13 protein-coding genes, 7 tRNA genes and 1 other RNA gene are annotated in these 13,221 nt (G+C 33.4%); 6 read left to right on the forward strand and 15 right to left on the reverse strand.

What is annotated here, in order from left to right; translation table 11 throughout:
- Position 1: 1 nt before the first annotated feature.
- The 14 genes from CHRYMOREF3P_RS11130 to rpsU all read right to left on the reverse strand — a co-directional run bounded on the left by CHRYMOREF3P_RS11130 (position 2) and on the right by rpsU (position 7,289).
- Positions 2–1,087 carry an efflux RND transporter periplasmic adaptor subunit gene (locus tag CHRYMOREF3P_RS11130; RefSeq protein WP_180564639.1) on the reverse strand — a complete coding sequence of 362 codons (1,086 nt, stop codon included), beginning with the start codon at positions 1,085–1,087 and terminating at the stop codon, positions 2–4.
- A gap of 2 nt (positions 1,088–1,089) precedes the next feature.
- On the reverse strand, positions 1,090–2,331 hold the full coding sequence (locus CHRYMOREF3P_RS11135; protein ID WP_180564640.1) for a TolC family protein: 1,242 nt from the start codon (positions 2,329–2,331) through the stop codon (positions 1,090–1,092).
- Positions 2,332–2,549: 218 nt separating this feature from the next.
- Positions 2,550–3,914 carry an ATP-binding protein gene (locus CHRYMOREF3P_RS11140; RefSeq protein WP_180564641.1) on the reverse strand — a complete coding sequence of 455 codons (1,365 nt, stop codon included), beginning with the start codon at positions 3,912–3,914 and terminating at the stop codon, positions 2,550–2,552.
- A complete protein-coding gene (locus CHRYMOREF3P_RS11145) occupies positions 3,915–4,595 on the reverse strand; it encodes a response regulator transcription factor (RefSeq protein ID WP_180564642.1) in 681 nt (226 codons plus the stop codon).
- Positions 4,596–4,855: 260 nt separating this feature from the next.
- Positions 4,856–4,927: transfer RNA gene (locus CHRYMOREF3P_RS11150), tRNA-Thr, on the reverse strand.
- A 42-nt stretch (positions 4,928–4,969) separates the two neighbouring features.
- Positions 4,970–5,042, reverse strand: a tRNA-Gly gene (locus tag CHRYMOREF3P_RS11155).
- A gap of 86 nt (positions 5,043–5,128) precedes the next feature.
- A tRNA-Tyr gene (locus CHRYMOREF3P_RS11160) sits at positions 5,129–5,209 on the reverse strand.
- Positions 5,210–5,229: 20 nt separating this feature from the next.
- Positions 5,230–5,303 (reverse strand) — tRNA-Thr (locus CHRYMOREF3P_RS11165).
- A gap of 90 nt (positions 5,304–5,393) precedes the next feature.
- A tRNA-Gly gene (locus CHRYMOREF3P_RS11170) sits at positions 5,394–5,466 on the reverse strand.
- A gap of 89 nt (positions 5,467–5,555) precedes the next feature.
- Positions 5,556–5,636 (reverse strand) — tRNA-Tyr (locus tag CHRYMOREF3P_RS11175).
- 19 nt (positions 5,637–5,655) lie between these two features.
- Positions 5,656–5,729, reverse strand: a tRNA-Thr gene (locus CHRYMOREF3P_RS11180).
- Positions 5,730–5,838: 109 nt separating this feature from the next.
- The gene (locus CHRYMOREF3P_RS11185) at positions 5,839–6,129 is read right to left on the reverse strand and encodes an HPF/RaiA family ribosome-associated protein (RefSeq protein WP_047386085.1); all 291 of its coding nucleotides are present in this window, start codon (positions 6,127–6,129) and stop codon (positions 5,839–5,841) included.
- Positions 6,126–7,013 (reverse strand): tyrosine-type recombinase/integrase, encoded by an 888-nt coding sequence (locus CHRYMOREF3P_RS11190; protein WP_180565774.1) that lies wholly within the window; start codon positions 7,011–7,013, stop codon positions 6,126–6,128. The genes CHRYMOREF3P_RS11185 and CHRYMOREF3P_RS11190 overlap by 4 nt, the downstream gene beginning before the upstream one ends.
- Positions 7,014–7,091: 78 nt before the next feature.
- Positions 7,092–7,289 (reverse strand): 30S ribosomal protein S21, encoded by a 198-nt coding sequence (gene rpsU, locus CHRYMOREF3P_RS11195; protein WP_047379266.1) that lies wholly within the window; start codon positions 7,287–7,289, stop codon positions 7,092–7,094.
- A gap of 269 nt (positions 7,290–7,558) precedes the next feature.
- On the opposite strand from rpsU, the gene ssrA reads away from it, so the two are divergent.
- Positions 7,559–7,957: a transfer-messenger RNA gene (ssrA, locus tag CHRYMOREF3P_RS11200) on the forward strand.
- Positions 7,958–8,135: 178 nt separating this feature from the next.
- Here ssrA and CHRYMOREF3P_RS11205 read toward each other — a convergent pair.
- The gene (locus CHRYMOREF3P_RS11205) at positions 8,136–8,660 is read right to left on the reverse strand and encodes an antirestriction protein ArdA (protein WP_180564643.1); all 525 of its coding nucleotides are present in this window, start codon (positions 8,658–8,660) and stop codon (positions 8,136–8,138) included.
- A gap of 564 nt (positions 8,661–9,224) precedes the next feature.
- Here CHRYMOREF3P_RS11205 and CHRYMOREF3P_RS11210 point away from each other — a divergent pair.
- From CHRYMOREF3P_RS11210 to CHRYMOREF3P_RS11230, 5 genes are all read left to right on the forward strand, one after another.
- A complete protein-coding gene (locus tag CHRYMOREF3P_RS11210; protein WP_180564644.1) occupies positions 9,225–10,163 on the forward strand; it encodes a hypothetical protein in 939 nt (312 codons plus the stop codon).
- A 291-nt stretch (positions 10,164–10,454) separates the two neighbouring features.
- A complete protein-coding gene (locus tag CHRYMOREF3P_RS11215; protein WP_180564645.1) occupies positions 10,455–10,856 on the forward strand; it encodes a hypothetical protein in 402 nt (133 codons plus the stop codon).
- 1 nt (position 10,857) lies between these two features.
- Entirely contained in the window at positions 10,858–11,838 is a 981-nt protein-coding gene (locus CHRYMOREF3P_RS11220; protein ID WP_180564646.1) for a hypothetical protein, read from the forward strand.
- Between the two features lie 12 nt (positions 11,839–11,850).
- Positions 11,851–12,168, forward strand: a complete 318-nt coding sequence (locus tag CHRYMOREF3P_RS11225) for a hypothetical protein (protein ID WP_180564647.1) — start codon at positions 11,851–11,853, stop codon at positions 12,166–12,168.
- 240 nt (positions 12,169–12,408) lie between these two features.
- Complete coding sequence (locus CHRYMOREF3P_RS11230) at positions 12,409–13,167, forward strand: hypothetical protein (protein ID WP_180564648.1); 759 nt, start codon at positions 12,409–12,411, stop codon at positions 13,165–13,167.
- The last annotated feature ends 54 nt before the right edge of the window (positions 13,168–13,221 follow it).

The following is a 13,221-nucleotide window of genomic DNA, read 5'->3' on the forward strand; positions in this document are numbered from 1 at the left end:
GCTAGCTGTTCAGAGAGCGGTATATCAGCAGCTGGTTGTTGGTAATCACTTCTTCTCCTTCTTTCAGACCATCTGAAATATAAGTGACATCACCTACCTGCTTTAATACTTTAATTTCTCTGACCTTCACATCTGTTCTGGATTTAAAAATCACTACAAAACTTTTGTTATCATCAAAAATCACTGCTTTGGATGGAACAGTCAGCATCGTATTGCTTTCCAGGCTGGAAACTTTTATAGTTGCTTTACTGTCCGGAATGAGGAGTCCATTAGCATTATCCAATACCACTCTTGCCTGCATGGCATTGGTTTGCGGATCAATAATTTTGAATATTTTATCAATTTTCCCGTCAAAAACTTTATCCGGGTAAGACAGAGTGGACACCTGGGCTTTCATTCCCAGACTGATTTTATCAATATCCGATTCGTTAACATTCATAATGGCCCAAACGTTAGTTGTATTGGCAACATCAAAGATATTATCACTTCTGTCACTTCTCAGCTGCATATCTTTATTGATACTTTTCTGAACAATATAACCGTTGATGGGTGCTACAACACTGTATATATTTCCGGTTTTCACATTATAAACCGTACTTACTGCCGCTGCTCTCTGCAACTGGTCTTCTGCTTTTTGTAACTGGCTTTTGGCTTCCAGGACATCTCTTTCAGTGTTTAGCTTTCCTTCATACAGCTCCTTTGCAACACGAAGATTATTTTTCGCCACTACCAGATCTGTTTTTGCATCGCTTACATCTTTTTGAATTTCTGCAAGCTCGGTACTCCTGATTGTTGCCAGTACCTGTCCTTTTTTCACATAATCACCCAGCTCTACATTTACACTCATCACGTTTCCTCCTACCAACGGGTAAACGTCTATATAACTATTTTTATCGGCAGAGATCTTTCCGTAAAAGCTATATTCATCTTCTATATTCTTTTTTTCAACTTTGGCCAGGGAAACAGAATTCAGCATCGTGTTGCTCAACTCAAATCCTTTTTTGACGTGATTGGTTTTCTCTTCCTCTTTTTTTGAACAGGCCAATAATGAAAGGGCCATCAATACGGGGATAATATATGTTTTCATGATTAATAGAAGATTTTCGTTTGTACTAATTGATTGAGCTGTTCCGCTGACTGCATGATCTCATTTTTCATATCATAGATCTGCAGTGCTGTTTCCCTGTAGCTATCCATAAAGTCTGTGAATTCAATCAGGTTGACATTTCCTTTTCTGAAATTATTCAGCATTCCATTGTATACAAGATCCATATTCTGCAGATCTGTAGTTTTGATGTCCGAAAGCTGGTCATACTGAGCTTTCCAGGTTTTATAAGCAGACTGCACTTTGGTTTCCAGGGTCAGTTTCTGAAAGTCAGCATTTTTCTGATTCTGCTGAATAGCATAGTTTGCTTTTACCACATTCCCCTGATTCGCTTTCCATAAGGGCAAAGGAATTCCTAAGGTAAGGTTCGCTTCATTATTGAAAGTTCCGCCTGCCTGATCCCATGCAGCACCTACGGTCACATCCGGAACATTTAAGGATTTCTGCCATTGTGCATATAACTTGCTGTTATCAATGAGTTTCAGATTGTATTGGTAATCTGCATTATTTTCCAGCGCTTTACTTTTCAGTTCTTCTTCATTTCCGAAAGGCTGCGCAGCCAGAGATTCTTTAGCTTCAGCTTCAGACATCGTTGGCTCTATTTCTTCCGAAACACCTGTTAAAACTTTCAGATTCTGTTCAAAATCCAGAATATTTTTATTGATCTCCAGTTTATCATGATTCAGCTGGATCACAATACTCTGTAACCTGACAGCATCTTTAAGGGAAATATTTCCTTTTGCGGACTGTACACGATAAGCGTTTAAAAGATCATTCATATACCCTAACTGCTTATTGGTGTTCTCCAGTTTTAGTTTTTCGTAATAAAGGTTGAAATAGGCGGAACGAAGCTGAGATCTTAAATCTGCCAACAGTTGGGAAAACTGAAGTTGGGCAAGTTCTTTATTGGATCTGGCAAAAGCAATTTCATTTTTCTTTTTACCACCCATATAGATCAATTGAGTAATTCCTGCTCCTTTTGAGCGTCCTACATCAAAAATCTTCTTATCCTGAGGATTGTAAGCATTGAACTGTCCGCTTAATTGTGGCAATTCCCAGATTTTAGCCTGCAGAATATCTGCATCAGCCATATTGATGTTGTATTGTTCGGCGAGCAGCTGGAGGTTGTTCTTCTGAAAGGCTTCTTCGCAATCCAAAAGAGACATCTGCTGTTGTGCTGCCATGAATGAGGAAACGGCGAGACACAGCACTGCAATTCTGTTCATTGTTTTTCTTTTTAAATTACAAAATTGCTCTGATGCTATTAAAAGAAACTTAAATGGTGCTTAAAAAAATATTAAAATCTCCTTCTACAGGACGTTTCAAAGAAAGAAAACAGCAGTTGAACAGGTGTTTTATTCTCCAATAGTTGAATTTTTATTCAAAAATTTAATCTGGAGTTTAACAAAAAGCAACTGCATTTGAGACCAGTTGCTTTTGAATATTATTTTTTAAAAATTAGAGTGAATTTATTAATATATTCCTGAGGGGAAGAATATATGATATCAGCATCATGATATTCCAGAATCCTTTTGACAATTCTAAGTCCTAAACCTGATCCCGCAATATTCTGAGCATTATTTCCTCTAGTGAAAGCTTCAAACAGTTTGGTCTGCTCATCTTCGGAAATAGTATTCCCATGAGAAAGAACTTCTACAGAAAGGGTATCATTCGTTTCGGTAATCAAGACATTCACTTCTGAATTGTCAGAATATACTGCTGCATTTTTAAAGAGATTAATAAAGACAATGACCAATAGCGATTGAATTCCCTTTATCATCAGAAAAGCATTTTCGGAACCCTCTTCATTAATCAGAAAATCCAGCTTAAGCTGTGGATAACTTTTCTCTACCGCTTCAAAAGCCTCAAAGATGGCTTCATCAATCCTTACCTCTTCATAAATACTCTGAATATTTTCTTTATCAAATTTTGTAAGCAGCAAAAGTGAATTCGTCAAATCTGACAATTGATATACATCCCGCTGAATCTGTTGTAAAGAAGACAGGGTTTCCGGGGAATGTTCTTCAAATTTTATGAGGTTCTCCAGCTGAAATGCCATTCTTGTTATAGGGGTCCTGATCTCATGGGAAGCACTTGCCGTAAAATCCTTTTGTGACTGAAATACATCATCCAGCCTTCCGATCATTGTATTAAATGATTTTGCCAGCACACTGACTTCATCATTAGACTGCTCAACAGGTATCTGTGTTGTAAGTTTATGGGCCGTCACTTCAGAAATCTCTTTGTTCAGGTCTTCCAGCGGACGAAGGAATTTTTCAACAAAATAATAACTGAAAAAGCCAATAAGAAGGGTACTCATGGCATAAGCGGTAATCAAAAGGTATTTCAGAAACCCCAGCTTCGATTTTCCATTGGTATCAAAGGCACTGGTAAGAATATAATAGTTTTCACCATTAATAGTCCTGAGTGCGGCATAGATCTCCGGAACTGTTCTTTCCGTATAGATAATCTTCTTTTTATCCAGTTCTTTAAGCATCGCACTGTCCCAGGTGACATTCCGGTCTTTGATGGTACTGTAGATCAGCTCTTTTTTTTCATTGAAAATTAAAATCTTTTCATTCAAAAGAATGTTATCTGAATTTTCATTAAAGAAAACCGGAGCTTCCTCTTCAAAGTCTTTAGATTTGGAAATGAAATGGGAAGTAAATTCAAGTCTCTGCCTGAAGCGTTCTTTAAATTCATCTCTTCTGAAATCGTTAAAAGATAAATAAATGACCGCCATCACCATTCCAAAAAGTAATGAAAAGGCGATACTGATCGTTAAAGCTATCTTCCTTTTTAAAGACATTTATAATGGGCTAAGGTAATATCCGAAACCTGAACGGGTATGGATCAGTTTTATTTTAAAGTCTTTGTCAATCTTTTTCCTTAGGAAATTGATATAAACTTCTACCGTATTGGTATTCGTGTTAAAATTATGTTCCCAAACATGTTCTGTGATCTGCTGTTTTGAAACCGTTCTTCCCTGCGCTTCCGCAAGATAAACCAGCAGCTGAAATTCTTTTAATGTAAGGGGGATTTCATTTCCTCCACGATAAACCTTCTGCTCGGTCTTGTTGATAATAAGATCATCAATTCTGAGAATATCCTGATCTGAATTATCGGAAGGTGCTTTTCTTCTCAGCAGTGAATTCATTCTTAAAAGAAGCTCTTCAAACTGAAAAGGCTTTACCAGATAATCATCAGCCAGTCTGGTGAAGGCATCCTTTTTATCAGAGATATCTCCATAGGCAGAAATGATAATGATTGGTGTATTCTTATCAAAAGAACGGATTGTCTGGCAGACATCAAGCCCATTTATTTTAGGAACATTGATATCGAGCAAATACAGCTCATAAGTATTATTTTTTATCTGGCGGAGAAAAGTTTCCCCGTCGTAGATTTTATCACAGTTAAAATTATTTGATTCTAAAAATCGGCAAAGTTCTGCAGACAGAATGAGATCATCTTCTAATAAAAGAATATTCATCAAAAATTTATTTTACACGAATTTAACGAAAATTTTATGATTGTGATTCTAAAGATGGAGTAAAAATTTCCACGGCACCCCAATATCCTGCTCCTAACACATTAAAAATGATCTGGAGAAAAAAATGGAATGGAATCAATTTACACTTTTGTTTAAGCAAGTGTTTAACTATAAAACTTCTTCAGTGACACAATCACTTCATTCTTGTTTTCAAAAAATAGGGGTAAAAAAAAATCCCGAAGAAATTCGGGAAAATCGAGAGCCAACTACGGGACTTGAACCCGTGACCTCTTCCTTACCAAGGAAGCACTCTACCGCTGAGCTAAGTCGGCATCAACTAAAAAAATCACACTAAGTAGCGTGATTTTTTTTTGAGCGGAAGACGGGGGTCGAACCCGCGACATTCAGCTTGGAAGGCTGACGCTCTACCAACTGAGCTACTTCCGCAATTTTGTTTCCAAAACTATTGGTAAACGCTGTGCAAAACTAAGAAAACTTATTTAATTTTGCAAGTTTTATTATAATATAAAATGTGGGGAGAGCAGGATTCGAACCTACGAAGCCGAAGCAACTGAGTTACAGTCAGTCCCATTTAGCCACTCTGGAATCTCCCCAGATATTTTATATTAAAATGAGCCTCCAGAGGGATTCGAACCCACGACCCCGAGATTACAAATCACGTGCTCTGGCCAACTGAGCTATGGAGGCATTTTAATAAAAGACTGAAAGTGATTGAGAGAATCTACTCTACACATTTCAGTGTTAAAAAAAAAACACTCTTATCGAGGTATTTTTTTGAGCGGAAGACGGGGGTCGAACCCGCGACATTCAGCTTGGAAGGCTGACGCTCTACCAACTGAGCTACTTCCGCAATTTTGTTTCCAAAACCATTGGTAAACGCTGTGCAAAACTAAGAAAACTTATTTAATCTTGCAAGTTTTTTTTTATAAAAATATAAAGTGGGGAGAGCAGGATTCGAACCTACGAAGCCGAAGCAACTGAGTTACAGTCAGTCCCATTTAGCCACTCTGGAATCTCCCCAGATATTTTATATTTTATGAGCCTCCAGAGGGATTCGAACCCACGACCCCGAGATTACAAATCACGTGCTCTGGCCAACTGAGCTATGGAGGCAAATATAAAAAAGAATTCAAAAGATCGCTGTTCCTTTTTTGCGAGTGCAAATATAGAACGGATTTTTTGAATTCTCAAATTTTTTATAAACTTTTTTGAACTTTTTTTTCTACGCCATTTCTTTTTTCTTGATTAATAGCTTTTTAGCAGTATCAACACAAAGGTCTAGACTTTCTTCAAAACTTGCAGATGTCTTTTTTACTACAATATCATCTCCCGGAACCGCCAGAATAAGCTCAGTTGTTTTATTCACTTTATCAGCGTTATTTTCTACTTTCAAAAATACCTTACACTCCTGAATCTTGTCATAGAAGGTATCTAATTTACTTACTTTTTTGTCAATGTGTGACTCTAGTGGTTCGTGTGGAGTTAAACCAATTGATTGTACTGAAATCTTCATAATTCTTCTTTTTTTGAAGCTCGAGGGTGAGCCTGATTAAACACTTTTTTCAATTGTTCAATATTAGCATTCGTATAGACCTGAGTACTGGCAAGACTTGAATGCCCTAATATTTTTTTCACTTTGGAGATCTCCGCCCCATTATCCAATACGTGAGTAGCAAAGCTATGACGAAGGATGTGAGGACTTTTTTTTTCTTTCGTTGTTATAAGACTAAGGTACTTATTAACTACCACATAAACAAATTTTTCGTTGAGTTTTTTCCCCTTCTTATTTACAAAAAAATATGATTTAAATTCTGTCTGTGGATTTCTTATCGCCAGATAGCTTTTAAGAAGTTCAGACAGTTCATTGGAGACAGGAATTACCCTTTCTTTATTTCCCTTCCCTATGACTCTTAATTCATTTTCATATAAATCAACATGCTCAAATATCAGGCCACAAAGTTCCGCTTTACGCATACCTGTCTGATAAAGAACTTCCATGATGCATTTTTCAAGCACATCATGCATCTGCTCAAAGATCCTGTCATTAAGATCTGTCATTTCCTCCTTAGACATAGGGATTTGTTTTTCAGCGTAAAACTTCAGGGAAGAGATACCTTCGGTGGGAGAAACTTTAATTTCGCCTATTTTTAAAAGAAAAAGATAAAAACTACGTAGAGAAGATAATTTTCTGTTGATACTTCTTTTGGAAATATCGTTTTCGCTCAGTTCAACAATGAAATTTCTGATGATTTTTTTGTCTGCTTTGGCCAGATTGTCAGAAGACTCTGTTCGGAGAAAGAAATGGGAGAAGTCTTCAAGGTCTTTTTTGTAGCTTGTAACAGTATGAGGAGAGTACCTTTTTTCGAATTGTAAGTATTCTAAAAACTTTTCCAGCATCATAGGTATAAAAATAAAAATTCACTCCTCAAATATAAGAATTTAAGAAGTGAATTAATATATGGTTAAGAAAAAATCTTAAGCCTGCTCTTCTTTACTAAGTGCTCTTTGTTTGTAAGCAGCTTTTAACCTTGATTGTCTCAAAGTTACAGAAGGCTTGATAAACGCTTGTCTAGATCTTAATTGACGAACTGTACCTGTTTTATCAAATTTTCTCTTGTATTTTTTTAAAGCTCTGTCGATGGATTCACCATCTTTTACTGGAATTATTAACATATTTTACATCTCATTTTGGATTGCAAAACTAGACAATTTTTCTTAAAATACAAAATATATTACCACAAAGAATTACTCTTTCATTTAAAAACCCTTTACAAACCCACTATTAAAAGCATTTAACTATGATAATATTTTTATCCACAATGACTAAACATTCATTGCTAACCGCTTCAAATTATTTATTTTACAATCTCTTCTCATTAAAAAAACACCCATATTAATGAAATATAAACAAAAAGCATTACCTTTGCATTCACTTTATTCATGGGGTTGACTGGTTTCGACAGCAAGACCAATGGGTAAGTAAGCATGCAGAGAACCGTAGCGCGATCTCTATAATCCCTTGCTACAAAATTTTAACTGGCAACGAAGAGTTCGCTCTTGCAGCTTAATATCGAAGTATAGTAGATCAAGCGTTTTCCTGAAGATAGTAAGGAAGCAAGATATCTCACAAATGCTCTGTTCTGCGGCGTTTGATCCTGAGATATAGGAATGCGGGAATAAGATTTTAGAAGCTTCGGCTAAAATTCGAAAACTTTAGAAGATAAGCTGGAAGTTGGGTGTCTGCCCTCTGCCTTCAGTCGAAAATCAATGGTAGAATAAGCATGTAGAAATCTTATGTATTGCTTGTTTGGACGAGGGTTCGAATCCCTCCAACTCCACTTTTTAAGCTAAAGAGAATTTGTAAATTATTGAATTTTAAATAATTACATTTTCTCTTTTTTATTTTTGTACCTAAATTTGTACCCGAACTTTTGAAATATGCTTTTTTGAATCTGTTTGAATTTAATTAAACTTATTTGAATTTTGAGAATACAATAGTTTTATAATAATACAAATATACTATGATTTAAAATAATGCCCATTACTTTCAAAATAATCATACATTATACTCCGTATTGTTGCTTCCCAATCAATTACAACCCAATTAGGAATATTAAACGTGTCATCTTCATAAAGCCATTGTACAAAATCTTCATCACTGGAAAATTCGCCGTAATAAAAATTGTTTACATATTCATATAGACTTTGAAACTCCATTTTTCCCAAACAATCTATACACGATTCGTAAACCTCTACGTCATGTCCTGAATCATTGATTTGTTCAAGTACATCATATATATCTTTTGATATATGACATTCGCTCAATAATCCTAGTTTTTCCAGAATCGGACATTCATAGTCCTGAAACATAAATTCGGGGTTGGCTTCGTCAGCATGTAATTCATACATTTCCGTAAGCAATTCGTCATAATCGGAATAGTCCGAAAGATTTAACCATTTACCATAAAGGCTTCCGTTGTTATACTTGGCATACGTGCCACAATAGATACTAGCAGTATCAAGACAATTTCGTAAATTTGTCATGTTGATAAATTTTAACTGTGATTTAAAATTTATTGATTCGCCTAGTAGTACGCCAAATACTTCTAGGCATTTTTATGTATATATTGAGATATATCGTAGTAGAAAATGGCTTACAAAAGCAGTATAAATATACAACAAAAAACCCACAAACACAAGCATCATAAGTACTTATAATCAAAATATCAACACATATAAAAAACTTTTTACTGAACGCAAAAAAACAATAATATTACATAGGGGTATATTGTAAAAAACTATTTGATAGGGGTATAAAATCTGCTTGGTAGATAGAGACTCAAAACTGGCACAAAGATTTAAAGGTTCGGCATAGGAGGTATCTTATACTAATTTTTTTGGTATAAAAATAATAACCTTATTATTACACATTCCCTCTCAACTCATAATTAGTAAAAATGTTTTGGGTAAACTGGCATATAATATTAATCAAATTCTTATAAATAAAAACTAATTATGAATTTCAGTCGTTCAAAAGCTCAAATGTTATTAACCATACCTTAAAAACACCACATAGGATTTTGTATATTTGAGTAATAACACACACTTATGAATTTAAATAAAGATGAGTTTGAACCTTTTTTCAATCCTAATACTATTTCGGATTGTAAGGATTTATTAGAAATCTATACGGGCTTTTTTTTAAGTATAATTACTGACCAAACCAGTAATGAAGAAAAATTAATCGAGAATAAGGAAGCAAAATTAGTGCTTCAAATGATGATGACCCGATGCGCAAACCTTAAAAATACACTAGATGGACTTAATTTTAAAAATAAAAATATCCATTTACGTGAAATAATAGACCCTACAATAATTTCTTCCTTAGTCAGGAGTATTTACGAAATGACCGGTATGTTTAATTTGATTTTCATAAATACAAAAGACAGTAATGAACAAAAAATATTGTATTTATTATGGGTGCATGCAGGATTAGCATATAGACAGAGGTTTACTAGTCTTATGCGTTCTAAAGAAAATACAGAAAAGATTGAAACTGAGCTTAAGCAAATGCAAGATATTGTTTTAGAAATTAAAAATAATGAGAAATATAAAAATCTTAATGAAAGGAATCAAGAAAAGATACAAAATCGAATTGATAAGAAAGAATATCTAATCGAGTTTATCGGAAATGAGGTAAGCTTTTTAAGATGGAAGGATTTAGTTAATACAATGGGTATAACAAAATACAACGCAGAACAAATTTATACATATTTTTCCTTGTATTCCCATCCCTCAAATGTATCAGTATTTCAATTCGCTACAATGTTTAATGACAAAAAACAAACAAATGAACTGATATTATTTAATCTACAATTAGCCGTTTCATTTTTTAGTATTTTTACCACTGATTATATCAGGCTATTTCCTAAATCAATAAAGATATTTGAAGAACTTCCATTGAAAAATCAAATAATCATTAACTTCTATAACTCTTTTGCAAGAGGTAGAGGCTTTGATATAAATGATGCTTTAGAAAAATTATAAAACAACTGTAGTATGATTTATAAAATTTCATACTTTTGCATCTAATACATTATCGACAACGAAAAAGCGTTAATAATTATTCTACCAATAGGAATCTGGTAAATTCAAAATAAGGAGTAGAATGATAAGTTGAACGCTCACGTCCATATTACGGGACGTGGGTTTCGCTTATTTATTCCTTATGGCTTACCAGAGCCTCTATTGGTAAATAAGAGTTACGAGCCTGCGTCCTTTTTCTATTATACAATCAAAGCAAAACCACACTTTAGGCTCGGGTGATACAAAATCACTATGAAAAAATTATTATTATCAGGAGCAATGGTATTGTTAGGTACTTTCTGTTTTTCTCAAAACTATTATTTCTCCAATAGACAGGAAAGTATAAAATATTCGGACAGCGACGGAAAAACACAATACAAAGTCATTTCAAATGATACTTCAACCTATAAATTTTATTTTGAACTGTCGGCTGATGGAAAAGGAACACAGATTTTTACGGTGTATAAAAATGGTGAAGAAATGTATTGGGCAGCTGAATTAAAAAAATCAGGATATAAAGAGGTTTCAGGTAAAATTTTCAAACAATCGCTATACTACAATACCGCATCCAAAGAAAACATTTATGTATTTATATCTCAGGATTATAAGAGAATTATTGTTATATCAAATGATGGAGTAGCTGAATATTATTAAGATGGAAAAGAAAACTATTCAAGTAGACAAAAACATACCTAAATCAATATTGATAGGTTTTGTATTAGCTTTTTTGACTGTTTTTGCAGTAGTACATTTTAGCACATTTTCATATACCCCCAATTTGAATATACCAACTACTGATAATAATGGAAAGCTTATTTTGAGTGGGACATACGACCCAACTACAACACGTGTAGGTACATTACATCAAACTACACCTTTTGGAACAAGGATAAACCTCCCGACAAACGGCATGATGTGTAGCGAACTTCTGATTGAGGGTTCGGATTTTAAAAGCTACTTTAATAAAGGTTTGTTATTTGCAAAATCTGTATTTAACGATTACAAATATCTTTTGTTTTTTTGGTTAGTCTATACGTTAATCACGTTGTTTTTCAAAAGGTACAAATTAAAGGTTATGATTCTGATATTATCAACTTTAGGAATTAGTTGTGACAAGACTAAACAAGAGCCAATAACAAACTGTATAAGACCTATAGACACAGCAAAAATCAACTCGAACAATGCAAATTCAACAATACCTCAAAACACTCCAGAAATAGCCGTAAAACATTCGTTTGTAGTCTTCAAGGTAAAAGATAAATATTTCGGGAAAGAATCTGTAATTGTAACAGGAATATTTAAAACACCTTATACTATTAGCACTGATGAGGAATACATGATTTTAGACAATACACAGGCTAAATGTAATGCCTACTTGTTTGATAAAAACATTCTTGAAAGATACATGATGAGGTTTGACAGCTACGCAGAAGCAAGTCAGGAAAAAGAAAGGATTTCTAAAATCCGAAATACCACCAATAGTCAAACTCCAAAAACTATGACTAAAGAAGAACAGGAACAAGCTATTAAAGAACTAAAAAGCATTACTCCCGAAGAATGGGAAGAAGCAAAGAGATTGCAGGCCGAATATGAAATTTGGGAAAATGAACAGAAAAGAGACAACAATTATAACTAAAAACTATTTATTATGAAAAAACTATTTTTTACACTTTTACTAGCATCAACACCAGTATTATTTTTTGCACAGGAAGAAAAATCTAAAGAAACCGCAAAAGAATGTGATTTGCCTAAAGATTTCAAAGAGCCAATCAAAAACAAACGTCTGAAAAAATTTGTAGCCATTGATAATGGAGTTGAAGAAAAGGAAGTAACCATTATCAGAGCACAAAATGGTTTCGGAAGCGGAATTTATACAGCTTGCGTAAAGGGGCAGTCTATCCAATATCAAAAAATGGGTACGGTCTTTATGAGAGAAGGAAAAAATCCTTTCAATAATGCAAAATGATATTGGATATTCTCTAACTTCATTTAAATACCAAAAACACAGCTTTCATTTGCGAATATGATTAATAATATAATTTACCTTGACAAATATTTGTCAAGGTTTTTACTTACTACATCAAAACTCTTTAAATCAAAACTTTGTAAGCTTACTAATACAAAATACCGTAAAAATACCTATAGATAAATAAAATGTTTTAGCGATATTGACCAAAAATATAGTAATAAAATATTTCTAAAGAATATGCCATTTTCAAATCTTATAAAAAATAGTTTAAGAAAAATTTATTTAATTCTTATAAAAAACTACAAACCATTAGATAATCCGTTATCAATTAAATTAGTTCCAATAATTGCAGTTTTACCCTTTGCAGGATTTATCTATTTAGTTAGCTATATGTTTAAGTTTGGAATTGGCTATGATTCATTATACTTCAATGTTAATGATTGTATAACAGTACTATATCAAAAAGGAATTTTATTCTACATGGTTATATTATTTATAGCTGGTGCTTCATTACCTCTAATATCAGTAATTATTAATTTTTTTAGACAAGATGAAGAAAGAGAGGAATTTAAGAATTGGCAGGTTTTGCTTGTTTCAATCTTATACTTAGGAATAATAATATTTACTTTTTACAAGCTTAAAACTATTCCACAAGAAGGAATTTTTTGGCTTTCATTTACTATGTTATTAGCAACTTTAGTTTATCTATTTAAGAGTAAGATTGAAGGCTTACTATTAAGTGTAATTTGCTTTACTAGCTTTTGTATTCTATATGCTATCAATGATGCCGAAAATAGAAAAATAGAGAAACTAAAATTTGACATTGTAATAAAAGAAGAAAGAAGACCTTTAAAAATACTATCAGAGACCGATAGTTGCCAATATCTGATTAAGAAAACATCTGATTATATTTTTATTATGAATTATTGTGAAAACAAAGTAAAAACGTATCCAGCTTCCGATTTAAAATTCATAAGCTTTACTCCTAAAAAATAATCTCCATATATCATCTTAATAAAAAATAGTAATAACTATTACGGTTTCCCTTAT

The organism is Chryseobacterium sp. JV274 (genome assembly GCF_903969135.1).
In the GTDB taxonomy this organism is placed as follows: domain Bacteria; phylum Bacteroidota; class Bacteroidia; order Flavobacteriales; family Weeksellaceae; genus Chryseobacterium.

Bases quoted from the DNA above. Each gene is read 5' to 3' on its own strand.
- CHRYMOREF3P_RS11190 (WP_180565774.1), bottom strand. From the start codon at position 7,013: ATGCTGGAAAAGTTTTTAGAATACTTACAATTCGAAAAAAGGTACTCT.
- CHRYMOREF3P_RS11205 (WP_180564643.1), bottom strand. From the start codon at position 8,660: ATGACAAATTTACGAAATTGTCTTGATACTGCTAGTATCTATTGTGGC.
- CHRYMOREF3P_RS11135 (WP_180564640.1), bottom strand. From the start codon at position 2,331: ATGAACAGAATTGCAGTGCTGTGTCTCGCCGTTTCCTCATTCATGGCA.
- CHRYMOREF3P_RS11140 (WP_180564641.1), bottom strand. From the start codon at position 3,914: ATGTCTTTAAAAAGGAAGATAGCTTTAACGATCAGTATCGCCTTTTCA.
- CHRYMOREF3P_RS11145 (WP_180564642.1), bottom strand. From the start codon at position 4,595: ATGAATATTCTTTTATTAGAAGATGATCTCATTCTGTCTGCAGAACTT.
- CHRYMOREF3P_RS11215 (WP_180564645.1), top strand. From the start codon at position 10,455: ATGAAAAAATTATTATTATCAGGAGCAATGGTATTGTTAGGTACTTTC.
- CHRYMOREF3P_RS11185 (WP_047386085.1), bottom strand. From the start codon at position 6,129: ATGAAGATTTCAGTACAATCAATTGGTTTAACTCCACACGAACCACTA.
- CHRYMOREF3P_RS11220 (WP_180564646.1), top strand. From the start codon at position 10,858: ATGGAAAAGAAAACTATTCAAGTAGACAAAAACATACCTAAATCAATA.
- CHRYMOREF3P_RS11230 (WP_180564648.1), top strand. From the start codon at position 12,409: ATGCCATTTTCAAATCTTATAAAAAATAGTTTAAGAAAAATTTATTTA.
- rpsU (WP_047379266.1), bottom strand. From the start codon at position 7,289: ATGTTAATAATTCCAGTAAAAGATGGTGAATCCATCGACAGAGCTTTA.
- CHRYMOREF3P_RS11210 (WP_180564644.1), top strand. From the start codon at position 9,225: ATGAATTTAAATAAAGATGAGTTTGAACCTTTTTTCAATCCTAATACT.
- CHRYMOREF3P_RS11130 (WP_180564639.1), bottom strand. From the start codon at position 1,087: ATGAAAACATATATTATCCCCGTATTGATGGCCCTTTCATTATTGGCC.
- CHRYMOREF3P_RS11225 (WP_180564647.1), top strand. From the start codon at position 11,851: ATGAAAAAACTATTTTTTACACTTTTACTAGCATCAACACCAGTATTA.